At 65.6% G+C, this 22,801-nt stretch carries 21 protein-coding genes; 11 read left to right on the top strand and 10 right to left on the bottom strand.

The genetic code is table 11. The features are described from left to right. The first annotated feature begins 118 nt into the window (after window positions 1–118). On the top strand, window positions 119–1,204 hold the full coding sequence (locus B3D50_RS00105; protein WP_286948659.1) for a glycosyltransferase family 4 protein: 1,086 nt from the start codon (window positions 119–121) through the stop codon (window positions 1,202–1,204). Here the strand turns inward: B3D50_RS00105 and B3D50_RS00100 are convergent, their stop codons facing one another. Beyond that, window positions 1,205–1,600: a hypothetical protein gene (locus B3D50_RS00100; protein WP_088411036.1), complete on the bottom strand. Its 396-nt coding sequence runs from the start codon at window positions 1,598–1,600 to the stop codon at window positions 1,205–1,207. Between the two features lie 158 nt (window positions 1,601–1,758). Between B3D50_RS00100 and B3D50_RS00095 the strand changes: the two genes are divergently transcribed. The 3 genes from B3D50_RS00095 to B3D50_RS00085 are packed head-to-tail and all read left to right on the top strand — an operon-like array spanning window position 1,759 to window position 3,836. Beyond that, window positions 1,759–2,949 carry an NAD(P)/FAD-dependent oxidoreductase gene (locus tag B3D50_RS00095; protein WP_286948657.1) on the top strand — a complete coding sequence of 397 codons (1,191 nt, stop codon included), beginning with the start codon at window positions 1,759–1,761 and terminating at the stop codon, window positions 2,947–2,949. Between the two features lie 39 nt (window positions 2,950–2,988). Then, window positions 2,989–3,390 carry a DUF1641 domain-containing protein gene (locus B3D50_RS00090; protein WP_076224693.1) on the top strand — a complete coding sequence of 134 codons (402 nt, stop codon included), beginning with the start codon at window positions 2,989–2,991 and terminating at the stop codon, window positions 3,388–3,390. Beyond that, the gene (locus B3D50_RS00085; protein ID WP_286948651.1) at window positions 3,387–3,836 is read left to right on the top strand and encodes an iron-sulfur cluster assembly scaffold protein; all 450 of its coding nucleotides are present in this window, start codon (window positions 3,387–3,389) and stop codon (window positions 3,834–3,836) included. The genes B3D50_RS00090 and B3D50_RS00085 overlap by 4 nt, the downstream gene beginning before the upstream one ends. Window positions 3,837–3,893: 57 nt before the next feature. Here the strand turns inward: B3D50_RS00085 and B3D50_RS00080 are convergent, their stop codons facing one another. The 4 genes from B3D50_RS00080 to phnC form a co-directional block, all read right to left on the bottom strand. Next, complete coding sequence (locus B3D50_RS00080; RefSeq protein WP_286948649.1) at window positions 3,894–4,970, bottom strand: substrate-binding domain-containing protein; 1,077 nt, start codon at window positions 4,968–4,970, stop codon at window positions 3,894–3,896. Between the two features lie 104 nt (window positions 4,971–5,074). Beyond that, window positions 5,075–5,818 carry a phosphonate ABC transporter, permease protein PhnE gene (gene phnE / locus B3D50_RS00075; protein WP_088411033.1) on the bottom strand — a complete coding sequence of 248 codons (744 nt, stop codon included), beginning with the start codon at window positions 5,816–5,818 and terminating at the stop codon, window positions 5,075–5,077. 65 nt (window positions 5,819–5,883) lie between these two features. Continuing rightward, complete coding sequence (gene phnD / locus B3D50_RS00070; RefSeq protein WP_003163978.1) at window positions 5,884–6,891, bottom strand: phosphate/phosphite/phosphonate ABC transporter substrate-binding protein; 1,008 nt, start codon at window positions 6,889–6,891, stop codon at window positions 5,884–5,886. Further along, complete coding sequence (gene phnC, locus B3D50_RS00065; protein ID WP_088411031.1) at window positions 6,888–7,682, bottom strand: phosphonate ABC transporter ATP-binding protein; 795 nt, start codon at window positions 7,680–7,682, stop codon at window positions 6,888–6,890. Before phnC ends, phnD begins: the two co-directional genes overlap by 4 nt. Window positions 7,683–7,957: 275 nt before the next feature. On the opposite strand from phnC, the gene B3D50_RS00060 reads away from it, so the two are divergent. The 7 genes from B3D50_RS00060 to B3D50_RS00030 all read left to right on the top strand — a co-directional run bounded on the left by B3D50_RS00060 (window position 7,958) and on the right by B3D50_RS00030 (window position 16,448). Next, the gene (locus tag B3D50_RS00060) at window positions 7,958–9,220 is read left to right on the top strand and encodes a type III PLP-dependent enzyme (protein WP_286948643.1); all 1,263 of its coding nucleotides are present in this window, start codon (window positions 7,958–7,960) and stop codon (window positions 9,218–9,220) included. A gap of 126 nt (window positions 9,221–9,346) precedes the next feature. Continuing rightward, entirely contained in the window at window positions 9,347–10,399 is a 1,053-nt protein-coding gene (locus B3D50_RS00055; protein ID WP_003163981.1) for a 1,9-bis(guanidino)-5-aza-nonane synthase, read from the top strand. Window positions 10,400–10,567: 168 nt separating this feature from the next. After that, complete coding sequence (locus B3D50_RS00050) at window positions 10,568–10,888, top strand: ribonuclease (RefSeq protein ID WP_088411030.1); 321 nt, start codon at window positions 10,568–10,570, stop codon at window positions 10,886–10,888. Window positions 10,889–10,959: 71 nt separating this feature from the next. Beyond that, entirely contained in the window at window positions 10,960–11,460 is a 501-nt protein-coding gene (locus B3D50_RS00045) for a hypothetical protein (RefSeq protein ID WP_286948636.1), read from the top strand. After that, entirely contained in the window at window positions 11,457–12,275 is an 819-nt protein-coding gene (locus tag B3D50_RS00040) for a phosphatase PAP2 family protein (RefSeq protein WP_286948634.1), read from the top strand. The genes B3D50_RS00045 and B3D50_RS00040 overlap by 4 nt, the downstream gene beginning before the upstream one ends. After that, window positions 12,275–13,243, top strand: coding sequence for a right-handed parallel beta-helix repeat-containing protein (locus tag B3D50_RS00035; protein ID WP_286948632.1), 969 nt, complete (start codon window positions 12,275–12,277; stop codon window positions 13,241–13,243). Before B3D50_RS00040 ends, B3D50_RS00035 begins: the two co-directional genes overlap by 1 nt. 214 nt (window positions 13,244–13,457) lie before the next feature. Further along, on the top strand, window positions 13,458–16,448 hold the full coding sequence (locus B3D50_RS00030) for a TonB-dependent receptor domain-containing protein (RefSeq protein WP_286948630.1): 2,991 nt from the start codon (window positions 13,458–13,460) through the stop codon (window positions 16,446–16,448). A gap of 88 nt (window positions 16,449–16,536) precedes the next feature. Here the strand turns inward: B3D50_RS00030 and aguB are convergent, their stop codons facing one another. From aguB to B3D50_RS00005, 5 genes are all read right to left on the bottom strand, one after another. Then, window positions 16,537–17,403, bottom strand: a complete 867-nt coding sequence (gene aguB / locus B3D50_RS00025) for an N-carbamoylputrescine amidase (RefSeq protein ID WP_286948628.1) — start codon at window positions 17,401–17,403, stop codon at window positions 16,537–16,539. Continuing rightward, window positions 17,403–18,404: an agmatine deiminase family protein gene (locus tag B3D50_RS00020; RefSeq protein WP_286948627.1), complete on the bottom strand. Its 1,002-nt coding sequence runs from the start codon at window positions 18,402–18,404 to the stop codon at window positions 17,403–17,405. The genes aguB and B3D50_RS00020 overlap by 1 nt, the downstream gene beginning before the upstream one ends. A 163-nt stretch (window positions 18,405–18,567) precedes the next feature. Further along, a complete protein-coding gene (locus tag B3D50_RS00015; RefSeq protein ID WP_286948625.1) occupies window positions 18,568–20,979 on the bottom strand; it encodes a TonB-dependent receptor in 2,412 nt (803 codons plus the stop codon). 178 nt (window positions 20,980–21,157) lie between these two features. Continuing rightward, window positions 21,158–22,321, bottom strand: a complete 1,164-nt coding sequence (locus B3D50_RS00010) for a capsular biosynthesis protein (RefSeq protein WP_286948623.1) — start codon at window positions 22,319–22,321, stop codon at window positions 21,158–21,160. Between the two features lie 267 nt (window positions 22,322–22,588). Continuing rightward, the coding region (locus B3D50_RS00005; protein ID WP_286948621.1) for an OmpA family protein at window positions 22,589–22,801 on the bottom strand (213 nt) is incomplete at its 5' end.

Here is a 22,801-nt window from a genome sequence, read left to right as displayed (position 1 = left end):
CTGTTCTCGAGAAGGTGAAGGCAGCGACGGCATTGCCGCATCAGCCCGTCTCGCCTTCGTCATGCGGAGCGTCTAGAAGTTTCGCCTCCGCGAAACGGCTCAAGGCCCTATCGACTTCATGCGCATTGTTCTGGTCACCGACGCCTGGGAGCCTCAGGTCAACGGCGTCGTCCGCACCCTGACCCGCACCGTGGCCGAATGCCGCGCCATGGGCCATGAGGTGGAGGTCATCGAACCGAGCCAGTTCAAGACCATCCCCTGCCCGACCTATCCCGAGATCCGCCTGGCCCTGGGCGCCGAGGAAGAGATTCGCGAACGTCTGCGCGCCTTCGAGCCGGAAGCCGTCCACATCGCCACCGAGGGTCCGCTGGGCATCGCCACGCGGCGCATCTGCGTGGAGTGGAAGCTGCCGTTCACGACCAGCTATCACACCAAATTCCCGGAATATGTCTCGGCCCGCTTCCCAATCCCGGTGCAGGTCGGCTACGCCTATATGAAGTGGTTCCACAAGCCGTCGGGCCGACTGATGGTCGCCACCCCGACCCTGCGCGATGAGTTGGTCGAGCACGGCTTCAAGAACGTCTCGCCCTGGACGCGCGGCGTGGACACCGAGCTGTTCCGCCCCGACCTGGAGCCGATCTACCAGGAGATGGGCGGCGAGAACTGGCCCCGCCCCTTCTTCCTCAATGTCGGCCGGGTGGCGGTCGAGAAGAACATCGAGACCTTCCTGGGCCTGGACCTGCCCGGCACCAAGATCATCGTCGGCGACGGTCCGGCCCGCGCCGAGCTCGAAGAGAAGTATCCTGACGCGAAATTCCTCGGCGCCAAGTTCGGCGAGAATCTGGCGCGCTGCTTCGCCGACGCCGACGTCTTCGTCTTTCCCAGCTGGACCGACACCTTCGGCCTGGTGATCCTGGAGGCCATGGGCACGGGCACGCCTGTCGCCGCCTATCCGGCGCACGGTCCGATCGACATCATCCCCGGCTCGGGCGCGGGCTTCATCGACGACGACCTGAAGACCGCCTGCCTGAAGTGCCTGGAGCTCGATCGCAAGGACGTCCGCGCCTATGCGGAGAAGTTCAGCTGGCGCGCCTCGGCCGAGCAGTTCGTCGAAAACCTGCAGCCCTATCCCGAGCCCGCGCGCGGTCGCTTCTGGCGCCGCCTGCGCCGGGTGGCGCGGCTGCGGCGGCGCGTTGCGGCCTGATCAGTCGGGCACGCCGCAGCGCGGCCCGACGTCGCCTCGGTAAAGGCGGGTCAACGTGGCCAGCATGTCGTCGAATGTCATGTCCAGCGCCTGGCGCGTCTGAACCGTGGGCTTCAGATAGACTGACCGACCAGCGGCGCTCCGCTCCAGCAGGTTGCGCTCGACCAGATCATTGACCCGGCGGTGGATCGTCGACACCGGAATATCGAGGACGCCGGCCAGCGCCGACAGGTCATAGGGCCGTCCCTGAATGTCGCCGACGATGATGGTCCGCACGATCAAGGCGTCCAGGGGGCCGCCCCACAGCCCTGTTTCCATCGCATAGAACCGGTTCAGGCACTCGATCACCTGAGCCTGAGCGGCCGCCTTGATGCGTTCCTCCGCATCCGGTTCCATCACACCCCATCCTCACCGCCTGCACCGTCGCAACCTAGGCTCGGCGGCGACCTTTGCAAAATGGAAAGCTCCGATCTCCGGCGCACAAATCCTTCGGCTATCGTCCTCAGTCAGGCGGAAGGGCGAGCCGTCCGCGACGTCTTGAGGAGGGCGAGAATTTGACCAAGCACATCTTGGTGGTCGGCGGGGGCATCGGCGGGACCATGACCGCCAACAGTCTGGTCGCGAAGCTGTATCCTGAAATCGCCAGCGGCAAGGTGAAGGTCACCATGCTGAGCGATTCTCCGTGGCACTATTACAAGCCCGCGTTCATGTATGTGGCCTTCGACATGTTCTTCAATGAAGAGCTGCGCCGCAAGCAACGCAGCCTGCTGCGCCCCGAGATCGACTTCATGGTCGACAAGGTGGTGCAGTTCGACTTCGCCGGTTCACGCGTGAAGACCCAGAGCGGTCAGGTCATCGGCTATGACTACATCGTCGTCTCGACCGGCTGCCTGCCGGCGCCGGAACGTATTCCCGGACTGAAGGAAGCGGGCGATTACTTCTATCAGCACGACCCGGCCCGCCAGTTGGCCGACAAGCTGCGCCGCTTCGAGAAGGGCCGCATCTTCATCACGGTGAACTTCCCCGAGACCCCGAACGTGCCGCACCAGTGCGGCATCGCCCCGATCGAAACCACCCTGATGCTGGACGAGTACCTGCGTCGCCGGGGCATCCGCGATCAGGTCGAGATCGTCTACACCTATCCCAGCGTGGCCCAGCTGCTGCGCAACTGTCTGTTCCTGCAGCAGGAGACCTGCGAAATCCTGCCCTCCATCTTCGAGAGCAAGGGCATCAAATACCAGCGCGGCTTCACCCTGAACTCGGTCGATCCCGACAAGAAGATCGCCACCTCGGCCGAAGGCAAGGAAGAAGGCTTCGACCTGCTGATGTGCACCCCGCCGATCCGGGCGGTGGACGCCGTGCTGGAAAGCGGCGTGTCCCAGGCGGCGAACAACGAAGGCTGGCTGCCCACCGACCGCCAGACGCTGCAGATGGAAGGCTATCGGAACGCCTATGTCATGGGCGACACCGTCGACCTGCCGGTCAGCAAGGCGGGCGGCTCCTGCCACAACCAGTGCCCGGTGATCGTCAACAACATCGCCGGCGACATCCGCATCGGCCGCACCGTCGACGCCTATGACGGCAAGGTTCAGGCCGTCGCCCAGATGGGCCTCGAGGTCGGAATGCCGCTCTGGTACGACTATGACGAGGACGTCCACCCCACCCCGCCGACCAAGGTCGGGGGCCTTCTGCGCAAGGCCTTCAACCGCGGCATCTACTGGTCCGTCGCCCGCGGGATCGTCTGATCCATGGCCGCAGACACTGAAACCAAGGGGAAAGACACCATGAGCACCGCCAAAACCACCGCCCCCGCACCGGCCATCGTCATCGACGAAGCCACCGAGCGCGGCGTCCAGCATCTGATCGACAAGGCCGCTCCCCTGCTTCAGGGACAGCGTTTCGACAACGTCATCGACCTTCTCTCATTGCTGTCGGACGCGGTCGACATGTCGGACGACGCCATGATCCAGAAGCTGATGAAAGTCTATGAGGAGGGCGTCGGCGCCGCCTGGACCCTGGGCAACGCTGCGCGCTACGCCGGAGCCCAGGCCGCCAACACGCCCCCACCGTCGCTGCTGGGGCTGGTGCGGGCGGCGGGTGACGAAGACGTCCGCCGCGGCCTGCATTTCGCCATCCGCTTCCTGGGCGTTCTGGGCCGTCAGATGAAGGACGACGGCGCCGCATGACGCCCGACGATCCGCTCCCGAGCCTCTATCACGATCGGATCAGGACGCTGGCGGCGGTAGTCCGCAACGATCGCCGCCTGGAGGGGGCCGACCTGTCTCTGACCCAGGTCGGCCCCCTGTGCGGCAGCCGGGTGACGTTGGACATCGCCCTCGACGCGGCGCTGCGGATCAAGGCCTTCGGCTGGCGCGTCCGCGCCTGCACCCTGGGCGCGGCGGCGACGGCTCTGGTCGTGCGCAGCGCCCAGGGCCTCAGGCTGCACGCCGCCGCCGGCTGGCATGACGCCATGCAGCGCCGCCTTGAGGGCGAGGATGCGGCGGTCGAGGGTCTGGAGACGCCCGAGATATTCGACGCCGCCCGATCCTTCCGGGCGCGGCACGGGGCGGTGCTGCTGCCCTTCGCCATACTGGCCGAGGCCTGCGCGATGCGGCCGGACGCCGGCGCATAAGAAAACAGGCCGCCCCGGCGAAAGGGCGGCCTGTCTTTCTTAAAGTCTGCTCGCCGCCTAGTTCGGGCGGGCCATCGAGGTCATGGCCGAGGCCTTGGCGCGTTCGGCGGCCAGTTCGTCGGCGACCAGCGGCACCAGGCCGCGGTCCTGCAGATAGCCGCCGCGGCCGGCGGCGCCTTCGGACATGAACTCCTGAACGAACTGTTCGAGGCCCGGCGTCACGCCGATGTGGGCCTTCTTGACGTAGATGTAGAGGCTGCGGGCCAGCGGATAGGAGCCATCCGCGATGGTGGCGACCGAAGGGGCCACGCCGTCAATGGTCTCGGCCTTCACCGTGTCCATGTTCTGCTCCAGGAAGGAGAAGCCGAACACGCCCAGCGAACCCGGCGTGCGGTTCAGGGTCTGGACGATGGCGTTGTCGTTCTCGCCCGAGTCGATCCAGGCGCCGTCTTCACGCAGGGTGTGGGCCACGGTTTCGAAGCGGGTCTTGTCCTGCTTCTCGATGGCGGCGACGGCCGGGATCAGCTTGGCGCCCGGCGCCATGCCCAGCTCCAGGAAGGCGTCGCGCGTGCCCGAGGTCGGCGGCGGACCGTAGACCTGGATGCGGGTGGCCGGCAGGGCCTTGTTGACCTCGTTCCAGGTCTTGGCGGCGTTCGGGCCCAGCTGGCCGTCCGCGCCCGGCGTTTCCTTGGCCAGGGCCTCGTAGAGGTCGTTCAGCTCGAGGTTGAAGCTCTGGCCCGTGCGGGCGGTGGCGACGACGATGCCGTCGTAGCCGATTTTGATCTCGACGATGTCGGTGACGCCGTTCTCGACGCAGCGGTCGAACTCGCTCTGCTTCATCGGACGCGAGGCGTTGGCGATGTCCGGGGTCGAAGGGCCGACGCCCGAGCAGAAGGCCTGAATGCCGCCGCCGGTGCCCAGGGATTCGACGCGGGGGGCCGAGCCGCCCCCGCCGTTGCGGGCGAAGGTCTCAGCCACGCGGGTGGCGAAGGGGAAGACGGTCGAGGAACCGGCGGCCCATATGCCCGTCCGGGCCTTCTGCGAACCGGCGGCGCCGCCGCCCTCATTGTTTCCGCAGGCCGTCAGGGCCAGCAGGGCGGCCGCGCAGGCCGTGAACTTCAGTGTGCGGATCATGGCCGGACCTTCTCCAGTCGTCAGTGCACGACGCTTAAAGCAGGAAAATGTGACGGTCCGGCCAGACCTTTGTGACAGTCAGGGCAAACCTGCCCGATACGTCGTCAGAGCAGGCGTTTACGCATGATCTGGGACAGGGTGTCGATCAGGGTCACGGCGATGACCACGATGATGACGATGGCGGACACGGCCTTGAAGTTGAAGGCGTTCATGCTGTCGAACAGCACCTGGCCGATGCCTCCCGCCCCGATCAGGCCCAGCACGGTGGCCGAGCGGCTGTTCGATTCGAAACGGTAGAGGGCGAAGGAGGTCCACAGCGGCGCCACCTGGGGAATCACGCCCCAGACGATCTCGTGCAGCTTGGAGGCGCCGGTGGCGCGCACGCCTTCGACCGGACCCTTGTCGATCGACTCGACCGCTTCGGAGAACAGCTTGGCCAGGACGCCCGCCGTGTTCAGGGTAATGGCCAGGACGCCGGCCAGCGGGCCCAGGCCCACGGCGGTGACGAACAGCAGGCCGATCACCAGGTCCGGCACCGAGCGCAGCAGGTTCATCAGCCAGCGCACCGGCGTCACGACCCAGGCCGGGGCCATGTTGCGGGCGGCGGCCAGACCCAGCGGAATGCCGAACAGCACGGCCAGGAAGGTGCCCCACAGGGCGATCTGGATCGTCTCCCACATCTTGGCGACGAACATCCTCCAGTCGGAGAAGTCCGGCCGCAGCAGGTCGTGGACGAACATCTTCATGCTGTCGTTGCCCGAGAACAGGCGCGAGATGTTGCCCAGGTCGACGGCGTCGACGCTGTACAGCAGGACGGCGATCACGCCGCCCCAGACCAAGACGTCCATCGCCCAGGAGACGGCGGACTTTTGCGGCGCGGCCGGAACCGGCGACGTCGGAAGCGGAGCTGCGGTCAAGGTTGGACCTCACGCAGGCTGCGCAGGCGCTGAAGCTCGGCTTCGGCGGCGGCGACGCCGGCCTTGTCGCCCTTGGCTTCGGCTTCGCCGCGCTTCTGGTCGGCGATCATCTCGCGGATCGGGTTGAGATAGGAATCATCGGCCGGGGCGAAGCGCGAATACTCCAGACCCGCCAGCACCTTGCGCTGGCGCTCGGCCTCAGGGCCTTCGCCCTGGCCGTAGGTCAGGAAGAAGCCGCGGATCTTTTCCTTCAGGGCCGGATCCAGGTCTTCACGCACGACGATGCCGCTCTCGGGCACCGGCGGCGAGGTCCAGATCTCCTCGATCTGATCGGCCAGTTGGGCGTTCTCGCGGCGCATGAAGACCAGGTTGACGCTGTTGGAGGTCGCCACGTCGATCACGCCCGTGGCCACGCCGAAGGCGTTGGCCTGGTGGTTGGCCGAGCGCACGGTCTTGAAGCACTGCGACGGCACGACGCCGCGCGCGTTGAACAGGAAGGTCATGGGCGCCAGCGTGCCCGAGGTCGACTGGGCGTCGCCGATGCCGAAATTGTACTGCTTGCCGCAGGCCAGCACCTTGTCCAGCGTGATGCCCGAGCCCTTCTTGACGATCAGGGTCGACTGATAGGAGTCCAGCCCTTCGCGGTTGACGGTGCGGGCGATGACCTCGGCGTTGGCGCGGTCGATGGCCTCGACCTCGGGCTTGGCCGAGAACCAGCCGACCTGGGTGTGGTTGCCGCGCATGGCCTCGACCAGAACCGTGTAGTTCGAACCGAAATAGGGCTTCACCGGCACGCCGATGGCCTTGGACATATCGTCCAGCAGCGGCTGCCACAGCGGCCCGGCCGAGGCCTGGCCTTCCGCCGACAGGATGGAGAAGGTGATTTCGCTGGGCGCGGCGCCCGACTTGGTCTCTTCGCCCTTGCCGCAGGCGGCGAGGCCCAGGGTCATGGCGGCGATGGCGGCGGCGCCCAGCAGGCGGCGATTGATGGCGATGCGGGTCATGCCTTGGCTTCCCAGAACGCGTCCTCGTACTCGGGACCGTAGATTTCGATCAGGCGCTGGGTGTCCAGGCCCGTGGACGGGCCGTCATAGACCACCTTGCCCTTCTGCAGCGCGATGACGCGGTTGCAGTAGCGAATGGCGTAGTCGACCTGGTGCAGGGTGACGATCACGCCCATGCCGTCGCGCTTGTTCAGCTCGACCAGCAGCTCCATGACCTTGCGGGCCGACACGGGATCGAGCGAGGCGACCGGCTCGTCGGCCAGGATGGCTTGGGCGCCCTGGACGATGGCGCGAGCGATGGCGCCGCGCTGCTGCTGGCCCCCCGACAGGGTGTTGGCGCGCTGGGCGGCGTAGTCGGACACGCCGACGCGGTGCAGGGCCGCCATGGCCTTGTCCTTGTCCGCGCCCGGCCAGACGCCGAACAGGCCGCGCCACGACGGCAGGCGCCCCAGGGCGCCCAGCATGACGTTGGAGAAGAGGCTCAGCCGCCCCACCAGATTGAACTGCTGGAAGATCATGCCCAGGCGGCTGCGCGCGCGGCGCACGGCGCCCGTGACGCGGCCGTTCTGCTGAACGACCTCGCCGAAGACCGTGATGGTTCCGCCGGGATCGATGGGGTGCAGACCCGTGATCGAACGCAGCAGGGTGGACTTGCCCGAACCAGAGGGACCGATCAGGGCGACCATTTCACCGGCGCCGACCTCGACGGACACGCCGTCGAGCGCCTTTCTGGCCCCGTAGGTCTTCGAGACGTCGCGAACGGACGCGACGGCGGCTGTTGAAGAACTCATGAACCCATGGATGAGGTTGCGACAAAGGGGGCGCCGCATGACGCGAGACGGGCGCAAGGGCAAGTCTTAATGGCATGTCTGCGTCGATTTCGTCCAGTGCGGCGCCGATTCAGCCGAGCGCTGCGGCGCGCGCGCCATGCAACCCCGCCATGAAATTTCCACTTTACATGACAGGCCAATGCCCCCATATCGCGCGTTCCGGCGGACCCCGTAGGTCCTATCTTGCGCCGCTAACGCCGGGTCTGGGTTTAACAATCATCAGGGGGTTACGTGAATTGCACACGTACCAGCTTCCCCTGGACCTGGTCCGTCAGCGGTCCCCGGAGCGTCCGGTCGCACTCGTGCGTCCCCGCTCCGTTGCCGTAGCGGCGCAGTGGTTCCAGGACAATCTAAAAGCCGACGTCTTCTATGCCGTGAAGGCGAACCCTTCGCGCTGGATCATCGAGGTTCTGGTCGAGAACGGCGTCAACGCCTTCGACGTCGCCTCCCTGGCCGAGATCGAACTGGTTCGTTCGGTCAGCCCGAACGCGCGCCTGGCCTTCATGCACCCGGTCAAGAGCCGCGGCGCGATCAAGGCCGCCTACGCCGACCACGGCGTGCGCACCTTCGTGCTCGACAGCCATGACGAGCTGCAGAAGATCCTCGACGTCACCGACAACGCCGACGACCTGAACCTGATCGTCCGCATGGGCGTGTCGGCGGACGGCGCAGCCTATTCCCTGTCGGGCAAGTTCGGCGTCTCGCCGGACCAGGCCCCCGCCCTGCTGCTGGCCACGCGCCATGCGGTCAAGGACGGCCTGATGGGCGTCAGCTTCCACGTCGGTTCGCAATGCATGCGCCCCTCGGCCTATGAGGCGGCGATGACCCAGGTCGGCCGCGCCATCAAGAAGGCGGGCGTCTTCGTCGATATCGTCGATGTCGGCGGCGGCTTCCCGTCGGTCTATCCGGGCATGGTCCCGCCGGACCTGAGCGAATACGCCGACGCCATCCATCGCGGCTTCAACGAGATGCCGGTGTCGGAAACGACCGAGCTGTGGTGCGAACCCGGCCGCGCGCTGGTGGCCGAGGCCTCGTCGGTGCTGTGCCGCGTGGACCTGCGCAAGGGCGACGCCCTGTATCTGAACGACGGGTCGTACGGCTCGCTGTTCGACGCCACCCACTCGCGCTGGCCCTTCCCGACCAAGCTGGTCCGGGACGGCGAATCTTCGTCGGAACTGAAGCCCTATCGCTTCTATGGTCCGACCTGCGACAGCATCGACCACATGCCGGGCCCGTTCTGGCTGCCGGCCGATGTCCAGGAAGGCGACTTCATCGAGATCGGCATGATGGGCGCCTATGGCGTCGCCATGTCGACCGGCTTCAACGGTTACGGCGAACACGAGATCGCCGCCGTCGAGGACGCCCCCATGGGCTCGATGTACGGCCTGGCGCCGCGCTCCATCCCGACCGTGCGCACCACGGCCGAGGAGAACGCCCGCAAGGTCGTCCGCCTGTCGCGTCCCAAGGGCAAGGCGGGCCAGCGCAAGCGCAAGCGCTGATCCATCGCATCACGCCTTGAACTGAAAAATGTCTCAAGGCTTTGGTACAAGCAGCGGCCCGTCGCTCCGTCCGGGCCGCTGTTCCTTATTGACGACGGGCGCTCAAACCAAAGGGAAACCCGAGAGATGAACGCACCGGTTCGTTCCAACGCCAAGGCGGAGCTCCTGGCCACGACCGTCGAGCACATCGACATCACCAGCTTCGACGCCCGCCCGATCATCGACTCCATGCGCAAGATGTCGTTCTCCTCGCGCGACACCGCCCGCGCGGCCGACATCTTCAACATGGCCCTGGAAGACCAGGCCTGCTCGCCGTGGCTGATCCTGGCCGGTTCGACCTCGGCCGGCGGCTGCATGGACGTCTACCGCGACATGGTGAAGTTCGGCATGGTCGACGCCGTGGTCGCCACCGGCGCCTCGATCGTCGACATGGACTTCTTCGAAGCCCTGGGCTTCAAGCACTATCAGGCCGCCGGCCAGGTGGACGACAATGTCCTGCGCTCGCACTACATCGACCGCATCTACGACACCTACATCGACGAAGAAGAACTGCAGGCCTGCGACCACGCCATCTATGAGATCGCCAGCCGCCTGGAGCCGCGCGGCTATTCCTCGCGCGAGTTCATCTGGGAAATGGGCAAGTGGCTGTCGGAAGGCAACGCCAAGAAGCCTGGCTCGCTGATCCAGACCGCCTATGAAGAAGGCGCGCCGATCTTCTGCCCCGCCTTCGTCGACTCCTCGGCCGGTTTCGGCCTGGTCAAGCACCAGAAGGAGCGCATGGCCGAGGGCAAGCCCTACATGATGCTGGACGCCATCGCCGACTTCCGCGAACTGACCGACATCAAGATCGCGGCGGGCGTCACCGGCCTGTTCATGGTCGGCGGCGGCGTGCCGAAGAACTTCGCCCAGGACACCGTCGTCTGCGCCGAGATCCTCGGCGTCGAGGCCGACATGCACAAGTATGCGGTCCAGATCACGGTCGCCGACGTGCGCGACGGCGCCTGCTCGTCCTCGACGCTGCAGGAAGCCGCCTCGTGGGGCAAGGTCCAGACCACCTACGAACAGATGGTCTTCGCCGAAGCCACGACCGTCGTGCCGCTGATCGGTTCGGACGCCTATCACCGCGAAACGTGGAAGAAGCGTCAGCCGCGCCGCTGGAACAAGCTGTTCGGCAAGTAAGATCGACGCGGATCAGAGGGCGACGCCGTCTCGATCCCGCGACAAAGACGAGGGCCGGCGGAGCGATCCGCCGGCCCTTTTTCTTTTCGCGCGCAACATCGCCTCGCGTGAATATGGGAACCTCCGCGCGACCGGTCCGCTTGTCTTGCACGAGCAAGGAGACCTTCCATGACCGATCCCGCCGCCGAGAACGAAGACGCCCGCGAGGCCGCCGCCATGGGCGAGAAGCCCGATCTGGGCCACGTCGAGGACGCCCTGAAGAAGGCCCTGCAAGGCAGCGATTCCGGTTCCGACACCCGCGCCGGTTCGCTGCGGGGCGGCTCGGCTTCCGGCTCGGAGATCGATCCGGACCAGGACGCCATCAACGCCGATATCGCTCGCCAGGGCCGCGAAATGGCCGAAACCCGCTCGCGTCCGGCGGGAGGCCCGGAACAGGCTCGCAAGTCGACGGGCCAGCCCGGCGACGACGTGGACGCTCCTACGGGTTGAACCGCCTTGCTGCCGCCGCACGGATAGGCCACGGTGCAGATAGTCGCATAGGGATTAAGGACGTAGGCTGAATGAAGCGTAGCGTGGCAACCGTCGTCTTGGCGCTGAGCGTCGGCTTGGCGGCGTGCGATGACCGCAGTCAGGCCGCGCCCGAAGTCGAATCGCCCTCAGTTCGCGCCGCCGAACCGGCGAGGGAGGCCGCGCCTGCGGCGGCTCCGCCCGTCGCGGCGACGCCCGCCGCGCCCGCCACAGGCATCGAGGGCGCTCCGGCTTTCGCCGCCCTCTATCCCGGCGCCCAGACCGACGCCGCGCCGATCACCGCATCCGGCCCCGACGGTCCCGGCGGCATCGTCACCTTCACGACCGACGCCACGCCCGACGCCGTGATCGACTTCTATCGCCAGCGCGCCGAAAAGGCGGGCCTGTCCCCCATCATGGCGATGAACCAGGGCGAAGCGCGCGCCTACGGCGCCTCCGCCCGCACGGAAAAAGGCGCCAGCCTTCAGGTCGTGGCCGCGCCCGATGAAGACGGCCTGACCTCGGTTCAGCTGAGCTGGAGCGACGGGGCGTGATCAGCCGCCCGGCGCTCGTCGCGACCGCCGCCGCGACTCTGCTGCTGGGCGCCTGCGCCGGAACCCCGGCAGCCCTGCGGCCGGAAGCGGCCCGCGCCGCGACAGTCCCATCCGGCTATCTGGACGCCCACGCGCTGGACGCTCTGGCCGCCGCCCTGCCTGCGCCGCCCGCGCTCGGCTCGACCGTCGATCAAGCGGACAAGGCGCGCTCGACGCGCATGGCGGCGCTGGAAGACAGCGACCGCTGGCTGCTGGCCACCGCCCATGCCGAACTGCGCCCGCCGCTGGCGCTGCAACATTTCAACTGCGCGCTGGACGTGCGGCTCACGCCGGAAGACGCGCCGGAGCTGACGCGGTTGATGCAGCGCCTGTTCCACGACGCGGATACGGCCGCCGAATCCGTCAAGGCGCGCGCCTTTCGCGCCCGTCCCGTCGGCGACGACCCGACCCGCCAGGCCTGTCAGCGCCTGACCGAAGCGGGCCGACGCAGCGCCTCCTATCCTTCCGGCAGTTCGACCGTGGCCGTCGTCTATGGCGAAGCGTTCGCCGCCCTGGACCCCAGCCACGCGACTGAAGCGCGCCGCATGGCCCATGAGATCGGCCAGAGCCGCCTCGTCTGCGGCATGCATTATCCCAGCGACGTCGCCGCCGGCGAGGATCTGGGCCGCGCCGTCTTCGCCGCCGCCGCCGTTCAGCCTGCGTTCGCCGCCGACCTGACCGCCGCCCGCGCCGAGTTGGCGGTCCTGCGTGCACGCGCCGCAACGGCGCCCGGCTGCGCCTCCGAAGCGCTGGCGCTGGCCACGCCCTTGCCCTGATGGCGGCGCTGCTGGCGGGACTGATCCTGGCCGGCGCCCAGACCTGGTCCCTGCCCGCCGCCCGCCCGTGCGACGCTTCAGAACTGGCCGAACTGACCGCCGAAACGACAACGCCCTACCGCCTGACCTGCCGCGCGGTCCTGACGCCTGGAGAGGCGATCGTCCGCCCCCTCCTGATCGAAGGCGCCGAAGCCTCCGGCGCGGCCCTAGACTGCGCAGGCGGCGCCGTGGGCCGCCCCGGCGCCGCCGTCAACACCCGCTCGCCCTCCATCGCCGTCTGGTCGCGCCGCATCGCCGTCGACCGCTGGAGCCGTCCGACGGACGTGCGCATCTCGCGCTGCCTGATCCACGGCTCGGTGCGGGTGTGGGGCATGGGGGCGGACGGGAGCTATGACGACCTGCGCGCCTCCTCCCGCACCGCCGACCACACCGCCGCCGCCCAGGCGGCTGCGCCCAGCCATATTGCGCTCGATGAGGTGATCATCCGGGGGACGGGATCGATCCCGCTCTACGTCGGCCCCGGCGTCACCCGTTTCACCCTGACCCGATCCACGCTCGAGGGCCGCAGCGTCTCCACCGCCCTCTACCTGGACGCCGAAAGCGCGGACAATCGGATCGAAGGCAATCTGTTCCGCACCCGCACCGAGCGCGAGATGATCGCGGTCGACGGATCGGCGCGAAACCGCATCACCGGCAATCGCTTCGAATTGGGCGGGCGGGCCGGCGTCTTCCTCTATCGCAACTGCGGCGAGCGCGGCGTCATTCGTCACCAGACGCCGTCATACAATGTCATCACCGAAAACGCCTTCACCGGCGTCGCCCGCTGGCGTCCGCGCCTGGTGGTCGAGAACGCCCGGCAAGGCGGCCGCGCTTACTGCGGCGCCGACAAGGGCTACCCCTGGGGCAGCAGCGCCGATGATCGCGACGGCGCATCGCAGAACACGGTTCGTGACAATTTTCGGAAATAAGCGTAATTTTTGCCTCAAATTCCGAATATACTTCAATATAGGGCAATTTATTCCAGCCTGTGCCATTATTGACGCAATTCTGACTTGCTTGAGGCAAGCCTCGCCGTAATGTCGTCGGCGCAGGCCGTTCGGTCTTGCACGTACCGCGAGCCGTCGGTTCAGCCCCATCGTAGGGGGCGGGCCACGGCTTGTTTTGTTCAGGAGAGGGTCTCTTTTGAGAAAGAGAATTGTCCGCGAGTCCTTGCTCGCCTCGACCATCATCGGGGGCGCCGCCCTCAGCTTCATGGCCGCCACGCCGGCTTTCGCCCAAACGGCCGAAGAAGAAGTTTCCGAAGTCAGCGCCATCGTCGTCACCGGCTCGCGCATCCGCCAGCCGGGCTATGAGGCGTCCAGCCCCATCACCTCGATGAGCTCCGAATCCATCGCCATGTCGCAGCCCGTCGCGGTTGAAGAACTGGTCAAGGATCTGCCGGCCGCCGTGCCGGCCGTCGGTTCGGCCACCAACAACGGCTCGGGCGGCGGCGCGACGATCAACCTACGCGGTCTGGGCACCAACCGTACGCTGGTGCTGATCAACGGCCGCCGCGTGGTGCCGTTCAACCTAGAAGGCGTGGTCGACACCAACACCATCCCGCTGGCTCTGGTCGAGCGCGTCGACACCGTCACCGGCGGCGCCTCCGCCGTGTACGGCGCTGACGCCGTCGCCGGCGTGGTCAACTTCATCTTGAAGAACAATTTCGAAGGCGTTGAGCTCAACACCTCCTACGGCTTCTCGGGCGAAGACGACGCTGTCCGTCGCAAATTCGACCTGACCGTCGGCGGCAACTTCGCCGAGGATCGCGGCAACGCCGTCGTCAGCTTCGGCTACACCAAGACCGATCCGCTGTACCAGGACCGTCGCCCGTGGGGCACCGTCGCGCGCTCGTCGACGACCGGCGACCCGCTGGGTTCAGGCACCTCGGTGCCGGGTCGTTTCGGCCTGGCCCGCTTGATCGTCAAGAATGCAGACGACACGATTAATGAAGCCCTGAGCGGCATCGCTCTGCCCGACGGCGCCGAACTGGACCCCACCACGGGCGCCCTGATCGGTAAGAACGACGCCGGCTACAACAAAGCAGGCTACAACTACAACCCGTACAACTTGTACCAGACGCCGCTGAGCCGCTACCAGATCAATGGTCTCGGCACCTTTAAGATCAACTCAGCGGCTGAAGTCTACACCCACCTGACCTATGTTCAGAGCGACGTGTCGCTGGACAATGCTTCGAGCGGCACCTTTGGCAACAGCTATAAGGTGCCGATCGGCAACCCGTTCATCCCTGACGCGATGCGCCAGCAATTCTGCGACGCCCTGAAGCTGGGCGCTGCTGAATGCGTTTCAGGCGCAGCCGGCACCACGGTTATGGACCTGACCATCAACCGTCGCTTCACCGAAATGGGCACCCGCCCGGTGGACATCGAAAACAAGACGGTCCAACTCCTGGCTGGCGTCCGCGGCGACATCAACGCCGACTGGAACTACGACGCCTATGTCTCGCACGGCGAAACCCAGCAGTTGCTGACGCGCATCAACTGGGGATCGCTGTCGAAGCTCCAGAACGCGCTGAATACGACGTCCACGACTCAGTGCCTCCCGGTCGGCGCAGATCCGAAGACAGGCGCTGTCGCCGGCTGCGTGCCGATCAACGTCTTCGGTCCTGAAGGCACGATCACCCAGGAAATGATCGACTACATCAACCTGTCGTCGATGAGCAAAACCACGATCAAGCAGGACGTGGCCTCGGGCTCGATCTCGGGCGTCCTGCCGGAGAACCTGAGCAGCCCGTGGAGCGAACGCCCGATCGCTGTCGCATTCGGCGCCGAATGGCGTCGATCCAGCGCGAGCACTCGTGGCGATGAAGCTTCGCAATCGCACGGTGAGATCCTGGGCACCGGCGCCCCGGTTCCGGATCGCGACGGTCAGTTCGAAATGCGTGAGGGCTTCGCCGAACTGGCGATCCCGCTGATCGAGAACATGCCCTTCATCCACAGCATGAACCTGGAAGCGGGCTACCGCCAGACCGAGTTCAAGGCTGCTGGACGGAAGTCGCAATACGGCAGCTACAAGCTGGGCGGCGACTGGTCGCCTACGGAAGACATCCGCGTTCGCGCCATGTACCAGCGCGCCACACGTGCGCCGAACATCGGCGAGCTGTTCAACCCGCAGGTCACCGGCTTGGGCAACCGCGCCATTGATCCGTGCCAGAAGGACCGGATCAACAGCGTTGACGCGTACAAGGCCGGCACCCTAAGCAATCTCTGCCGCCTCACAGGCGTTCCAGATGCCCTGATCGGCGCCGTTGACGAGCCCAACTCGGGTCAAGTCAATCAACAGACCGGCGGCAACCCGGATCTGGGTCCGGAAGAGGCTGACACCTGGACCATTGGCGCCGTCTGGCAGCCGGCCTTCGCGCCAAGCCTGCGCCTGAGCCTCGACTACTATGACATCAAGATCGACAAGACGATCAACAGCCCCAGCTTGGATGATGTCATGAACGGCTGCTACAGCACGACGATGAACCCGAACCTCGAGTTCAACGACAGCTGCAAGGCCATCCAGCGCAGCGCCGTTAACGGCTCGCTGAACGGCAACGGGGCCAAGGGCGTGATCCGTCCGACCACCAACGCCGGCAACGAGCGCGTTTCGGGCTTCGATCTGGCCGCCAACTACCGCGTTGAACTGGTCGATTTCGGCTGGGACATCGGTCGTGTCGACCTGAGCGTCAACGGCAACATCGTCACCAAGCACGAGACCCAGGCCACGCCGATCTCCACGTTGCGTGACTGCGTCGGCTACTACTCGGTGTCGTGCGGGGAACCCAAGGTCAAGCAACGCTGGAACAGCCGCGCCACCTGGACGCTGGGCGACTATTCGGCCTCGCTGAGCTGGCGTCACCTGTCCGGCGTCGAAGTCGAGCCGAGCAACACCAAGTGGTTCCCGGACTACGCCCAGATCGACAGCTACGACTACTTCGACCTGAGCGGCCGCTGGGACATCACCCAGACGGTGCGTCTGACGGCGACGATCAACAACCTGTTCGACAAGGCGCCGCCGATCGTCGGTTCGCAGATCGGCACCACGTCGGCCAACAACGGGAACACCTTCCCGCAGACCTACGATGCGATCGGCCGCTACTTCACCTTCGGCGCCACGCTGAAGTTCTGATAGCGTTCAACGCGTAAAATGAGAGAGGCGGAAGACCCCGGTCTTCCGCCTCTTTTTTGTTTGGATCAGGTATTCCGCCAGAGCCGGATCAGGCCGGGCGGCCCGTCGCCAGGGCGCCGTACAGGTCGGTGCGACGGTCGCGGAAGAAGCCCCAGGCCGCGCGATGGCGATCCAGGAAGTCCAGATCGAAGGTGTGAATCAGAACGCCCTCCTCCCGATCCAGGCTCTCGACCAGATCGCCGCGATGATCCGCGATGAAGGAGTGGCCGTAATAGATCTGGCCCGCCTCGGTCACCTGCTCATGACCGATGCGGTTGGCGCCGACGACCGGCACGACGTTGGACACGGCGTGCCCCTGCATGGCGCGGCGCCACGGGGCGGCCGTGTCCAGGGTGTCGTCATGCGGTTCGGTGCCGATAGCCGTCGGATACAGCAGCACTTCGGCGCCCTGCAGCATCATGGCGCGCGCCGTTTCCGGGTACCACTGGTCCCAGCAGATGCCGACGCCTATGCGGCCGAAGCGCGTGTCCCAAACCTTGAAGCCGGTGTCGCCGGGGCGGAAGTAATACTTCTCCTGATAGCCGGGGCCGTCGGGGATGTGGCTCTTGCGATAGACGCCCATCAGCTCGCCGTCGGCGTCGATCATCACCAGGCTGTTGAAGTAGTGCGGCCCTTCGCGCTCGAAAATCGAGACAGGCAGGACCACGCCCAGTTCCCTGGCCACCCGCTGGAGCTGGGTCACGGCCGGATGCTCGCGCCAGGGATAGGCGGCGCCGAACCACTTCTCTTCCTGCGAGACGCAGAAGTACGGTCCCTGGAACAGCTCCGGGGCCAGGATGACCTGGGCGCCCTTGGCCGCCGCCTCACGGATGAAGCCGATGGTCTTGTCGATGTTCGCCTGCATGTCCTCGCCGTAGGCGGTCTGGATGGCGGCGACGGTGATCTGACGGGTCATCAGGCGGGCTCCTGCTGGCTGATGCAGTGGAACGAACCGCCGCCCGACAGGATGGCGGTCGACGGTAGGGGGATGATCTCGCGATCGGGGAAGACGGTCGCCAGGGCCTCGCAGGCCAGGCGCGCGGCCATGTCATTGCCATAGGTCGGCACAACGACAGCGCCGTCGGCGATCAGGAAGTTCATGTGGCTGGCCGGAACCGGACGCTCGTCCTCGTCCAGGATCAGACCGGGCGAAGGGATGCGCAGCACCCTGATCGGGCGTCCGGCGGCGTCGGTCATGGCGGCCAAGGCCAGGGCCGTCTCGTCATAGACGTCGGCGTTGGGATCCTTGGGGCCGAAGCCGATCGGACAGGCCGCCACGCCCGGCGCGACGAAGCGGGCCAGGTTGTCGACGTGGCCGTCGGTGTGGTCGTTCAGCAGGCCGTCGCCCAGCCACAGCACCTTCTTGGCGCCCAGGGCCTGCGCGAAGGCGGCCTCGGCCGTCTCCTGCGTCCAGCCGGTGTTGCGGTTGCGGTTCAGCACGCACTGGCGCGTGGTCAGCACCGTGCCCTCGCCGTCATGATCCACCGCGCCGCCTTCCAGAATGAAGTCGTGGCGGGTCAGGGCGACGCCGGTCTGTTCACCGATCTGGTCGGCGACCTCGTCATCGTGCGGCAGGTCGTACTTGCCGCCCCAGCCGTTGAAGACGAAGGCCTGAGCCGAGGCCGAGCCGGCGCCGAAGATCGGCCCGGTGTCGCGCAGCCAGATGTCGCCGAAACGCCCGGCCACAACCGTCACGCCCGCCACATCGGCGAAGCGCGCCTGGGCGTCGGCCAGGGCCTCGTCATTGCCGACCATCAGCTTGACCTGCTCCCGGCCGGGGCCAGCGAGGGCGCGGACCAGGGCCTCGACCTCGGCCTGAGCCGGCTCGAGGTTCTCCTCCCACAGATCGGCGTGGCTGGGCCAGCCGATCCACATCGCACGATGAGGAGTCCATTCAGCAGGAATAGGCAGGGTCATGGGGCGAGAACGTCCACACAAAAGGATGAAGCACGAAGGGGGCGAGATAGGCCCTGACGGCGCCCGGTTCAATGGCGCCACGGCGGAGCCCGCCCGAAGCCAAAAGAAGAAAGGGCGGTCCGTCTCCGGACCGCCCTTCTCCTATTCAGACCCTGGCTGGCGTTTAGAACGAAGCGCGCAGAGTGATCATCGCGGTACGCGGCGCGCCCAGCTGATACTGAGCCGTGCCCGTGGTCGAGCTCGAAATATCGCCCAGGTACTCTTCATCCAGCAGATTGATGACGTTCAACTGCAGGTAGGAGCCGCCAGCGCCCAACGAAGCAAGGTTGTAGCGAACGTCCAGGTCAAAAGTGGTGTAATCCGGAGCCACTTCGGTATTGATGTCGTTGGACATGCGCTCGCCGACGTACTTGCCCTGCAGACCGAAGTCGAACGCACCGACCGAATAGGCCACGCGGGCGCCGAACTGCCATTCCGGCGTTTCGACCAGACGGTTGCCTGCGATTTTAATGAACTTCGGTTTGCCATTACTATCGAGACCATCCGGCAGGTCGTTCTTCACCTCGCTGTCCGTGTAGGTGACCGAGCCCGTCAGCGACAGCTTCTCGATCGGCGACCAGCCGATCTGGCCGTCGAAGCCTTGCAGGGTCACATCGCCGACGTTGCGGGTCAGGTAGATGCCGGCCGCTTCATCGAAGGTACGCAGAATGCGGTTGGAGAAATCCGTCTTCCACGCCGCGAACGAGGCGATCAGGGTGCCCGACTGATAACGATAGCCGATGTCGTACGAGTTGGTGGTTTCCGGTTCCGGATTGACGTCGACCACATCGTACAAGTCGTCAGTGCGCGGAGCCGAGAAGCCCTCAGCATACGACACGTACAGCTGTTGGCTGGGAGCGAAACGCCAGGTCACGCCAGCGTTCGGCAGGAAGGCATCGTACTTCTTATCAAACGAGCGCGGCTTGCCGTACGCATACGATTCTGGATTCGGATCCTGAGCCGATGGCCTCGGAAGCGGGTTCATCGACGAAGTCGGGAAAGTCACCAAGTCCGTGCCAGCAACCGGCGTTCCCGTTTGCGTGGTGCAATAGGCATTGAAGGTATCGCGCTGGTAGCAGAAGTTGTTCAGCTCGCGATCAAAGAACGGAGCGCGAGCGCCCAGGGTCACGTCAACCGTATTGTTGAAGAACGAACCACGGTACTCAGCCGCGATCTGGTTCAACATGGCGTACGACAGGCGGTTACGACGCTGCAGGATTGTGCCGTCCGGCAGTTCGACCGCACGGCCGTTACGACCGGCAAACGGATCTTCCGGGAAGCCGTTGGCGTCGATGTAGCCGAACTGGCCGGTCTGACGGTGACGACCCCAGTCGAAAGTGTAGGCCAGACGGAACTGATGATCCTCGGCTGCGTCCCAGATCAAGGAACTGGTGACGCCGTAGCGGTGCGTATTGGTGATGTTCGGACGGAACAGGGTGACCATCGTGTCGCCGTCGATCACGCCGTCGCCGTTAAGATCCACTCCAGCCGCGGTCGAGTTGCCGATCAGCTGAGGGTCGGTTTCGCTCATGTTCTGGGTGCCGCCGCCGTGGGCCAGCGTGTACTGGAACGACGGGTCGATGGTGAGCTTCAGCGTGTCGCTGAGCGTGAAACGCGATTGGCCGCGGATATTACCGGTGTTCGACGGGTTGATCGACGTGGCTTGCGAACGGACGGTGTTGTAGTCGTCCTTGTCGTATGCGCCGCCCTTGTTGAAATCAGCCAAGCGAACGCGCGGCATGAATTCATTGCGGTTTTCGTTGTAGTGTGCGGTCAGGGCGACGAAGTCGCCGTTGTCGCCCAGCGTCTGATAGATGCGGCCGTTCAGCTGCATCTTGTCGACGCCGCCGGCCCCCACGAAATGATCGTAGACGGTTTTCGAGGCCGAGAACCAAGCCGTCGTACCCCACGGGCCGAACTCGCCGGTGTCGACCAAGCCGAAGACGCGACGGTAGCCGAAGTCGCCGATCGAGGGCTGGAAGATGACGCCGAACTCGTTTTCAGGACGACGCGTGATGTAGTTGACGGTGCCGCCGGTGGCCGACGCCGTCGGGCTGTCGACATCGGTCGAACCCAGGTTCACAGACGCGCGCTGAATCAGCTCCGGATCAAGTTGCTGGTTGGAGTAGATGGCGTAGTTCCCGGTGTCGTTCATCGGGATGCCGTCTTGAGTCAGCGAGATGCGGTTGGCGTCGAAACCACGGATGGTCAGATCGCCGCCAGCCGAACCGTAGGCGTCGTTGTTGGTGAAGTTGACGCCCGGCAGCAGGTTGATCGAGTTCAGGATCGTCTGACCCGCAGCTTGGGTGCCGATATAGGCTTCCGTGATGGAGGCGCGCGACTTGGGGTTGTTCTCAGCGGTCACGCCTTCGATCGAACGCGGGCCACGAGCGCCGGTGACGACCACGTCGCCGACCTGAGTGGCGCGTTCGTCAGCCGCCTGCGACGCAGTCGACTGAGCCGCAGCCGACTCAGCGATGAAAAGGCTGCTCACCAGGGCGGTCGTCGCCCAGAACAGCTGTTTGCGGATGGTCATCTGTCTGTATCCCCAGAGATGGAGGCGGAATGCCGTGCAAGCAGACCGAAATGCGGCCGCCCGATGCCACCGGGCCTTAAGGGCGCTCTGGGAAGCTCGGGCGACAACTGGATGACAGAATGATGACAGCGCCCAAGGGTGGCCTGACGGCCACACCAGGAAATGATTGTTCGGCGAGCTAGATTAGCCGCGTCGCCAGAGCGTCCGCCACGCGTGCAGCGGTCGCCGCCATGACTCGCGGCTCATGATAATTACCATTGATCTGGGTGCGATTGATCACATAGGCGCGGAAGGCGGCGAACAGTTGGCGTTCGGCAGGACGCGGCGCCTGCCAGAAGGCGTCCAAAGGCTGCTGATCCGTCAGCCCCTCGAAATCGAAGAAGGCCTGGCCCAGCACCTTGACCGGCGTGCCGAACCCCAGGGCCGACAAGGCGGCGCTGGAGTTGTTGACCACCATGCCTTCCGACGCTCGGCACAGCTGGGCCAGGTTGCCGCCGTCGATGAAGTCGACGCGGCCTTTCAGCCCGCGCGCCTCGGCCATCCGGCGCGTCTCGCGGGCGAGGTTGACGATGCCGGGATCTAGGGGATGGTTCTTAACGACCAGACGGCTGTGCGCCGGCGCGCCGGCGGCGAAGCTGTCCATGACCCGCGCCAGGAAGGACAGATTGTCGTGAATGTCGGAATAGCGCAGCAACTGGGCGTCGCCGTCGCGCTGCAGGCAGGCGATGAAGAACGGCCCCTTGGTCCGAAGACGCTCAGCGTTGCTGGCCCCTTGCGGCCGCATGCCTAGCCCCAGATAGCGACGAACATGACCCAGGCATTGCCGCCACGGCGACGCCGAATAGTGATGACGGAAGCGCGGAAACAGCAGCCAACCCAGCGGCTGCACCACATGGTAGAGGCTAATGTTGATGACATGGTGCGGCAGAATCTTGCCGACAGGACGCGAGACCGGAAGTTCGGGCGGCGGCGGCGGATAGCCTGACGCCGAGCGAGGCAAGGCACTGGAGCCGTTCACCCCATTGCGCTCCAGGGTGATCCAGTCTGGGCGGAAGTAACCGTTCTCAAGAACCCAGACGCGCGCTTGCAGCTGACTGACCTGACTCAGCACGCCCTGATTATAGGGACCGCCCTCGCCGAAAACGATAATGTCGGTGAATTCAGTCGCCAGAACAGCCAATCGCTCCGGCCACAACTCGGCCTTCTCGCGGAACGACACCCCGCCAGAACGGCCCCAATTCAATACATCGCCCGCATTGAACAGCATGCGGCACGCTTCGCCGCCGCGCGACTCGATGGCGCACGCCAGCACGCGCCCAAAGCGGCCAAAAGGCGCTGACACGAAGAGAAATCGACGACCAGTCAGATCAACTTTGGTGTGATGACCTAAATCTGATTGGTCAGGGTCAAAGGGCGCGAGCAAACGCTGATATCTCTTTTAAAGCGAGCCCTATTAATAGCCGGGTTGGATTCTTGGCAAGGCGAAACAAGAACCATTCCTGAGCACAAGCTCTTGAATCAAAGCCGCCGAACTCAGGTCGAGTTCGGCGGCCTGATCAATCAATCGACCAAGGTTTAGGGGGCCGATCATGACCGGCCCCCTTGAGCCTTAGAAGTTGATGTCGACGGTGGCGCGGCGGTTCAGCGGCTCACGCACGCCGTCGCCGGTGGCCTTGGCCGGCTGGGTCTCGCCCTTGCCGTCCAGGGAGATCACGCCGCCGTTGACGCCTTGAGCGACCAGGGCGTCAGCCACGGTGCGCGCACGGCGGTTCGACAGGCCTTGGTTGTAGGCCGCAGCGCCCTGGGTGTCGGTGTGGCCGAC

This window comes from Brevundimonas sp. UBA7507 (assembly GCF_002478355.1).
GTDB lineage: Bacteria > Pseudomonadota > Alphaproteobacteria > Caulobacterales > Caulobacteraceae > Brevundimonas > Brevundimonas diminuta_D.
This window is presented reverse-complemented; position numbering and strand designations above follow the sequence as displayed.

Bases quoted from the DNA above. Each gene is read 5' to 3' on its own strand.
- B3D50_RS00080 (WP_286948649.1), bottom strand. From the start codon at position 4,970: ATGATCCGCACACTGAAGTTCACGGCCTGCGCGGCCGCCCTGCTGGCC.
- B3D50_RS00015 (WP_286948625.1), bottom strand. From the start codon at position 20,979: ATGACCATCCGCAAACAGCTGTTCTGGGCGACGACCGCCCTGGTGAGC.
- phnC (WP_088411031.1), bottom strand. From the start codon at position 7,682: ATGAGTTCTTCAACAGCCGCCGTCGCGTCCGTTCGCGACGTCTCGAAG.
- B3D50_RS00020 (WP_286948627.1), bottom strand. From the start codon at position 18,404: ATGACCCTGCCTATTCCTGCTGAATGGACTCCTCATCGTGCGATGTGG.
- B3D50_RS00045 (WP_286948636.1), top strand. From the start codon at position 10,960: ATGAAGCGTAGCGTGGCAACCGTCGTCTTGGCGCTGAGCGTCGGCTTG.
- B3D50_RS00055 (WP_003163981.1), top strand. From the start codon at position 9,347: ATGAACGCACCGGTTCGTTCCAACGCCAAGGCGGAGCTCCTGGCCACG.
- B3D50_RS00090 (WP_076224693.1), top strand. From the start codon at position 2,989: ATGAGCACCGCCAAAACCACCGCCCCCGCACCGGCCATCGTCATCGAC.
- B3D50_RS00035 (WP_286948632.1), top strand. From the start codon at position 12,275: ATGGCGGCGCTGCTGGCGGGACTGATCCTGGCCGGCGCCCAGACCTGG.
- B3D50_RS00085 (WP_286948651.1), top strand. From the start codon at position 3,387: ATGACGCCCGACGATCCGCTCCCGAGCCTCTATCACGATCGGATCAGG.
- B3D50_RS00105 (WP_286948659.1), top strand. From the start codon at position 119: ATGCGCATTGTTCTGGTCACCGACGCCTGGGAGCCTCAGGTCAACGGC.
- phnE (WP_088411033.1), bottom strand. From the start codon at position 5,818: ATGGACGTCTTGGTCTGGGGCGGCGTGATCGCCGTCCTGCTGTACAGC.
- B3D50_RS00100 (WP_088411036.1), bottom strand. From the start codon at position 1,600: ATGGAACCGGATGCGGAGGAACGCATCAAGGCGGCCGCTCAGGCTCAG.
- phnD (WP_003163978.1), bottom strand. From the start codon at position 6,891: ATGACCCGCATCGCCATCAATCGCCGCCTGCTGGGCGCCGCCGCCATC.
- B3D50_RS00050 (WP_088411030.1), top strand. From the start codon at position 10,568: ATGACCGATCCCGCCGCCGAGAACGAAGACGCCCGCGAGGCCGCCGCC.
- aguB (WP_286948628.1), bottom strand. From the start codon at position 17,403: ATGACCCGTCAGATCACCGTCGCCGCCATCCAGACCGCCTACGGCGAG.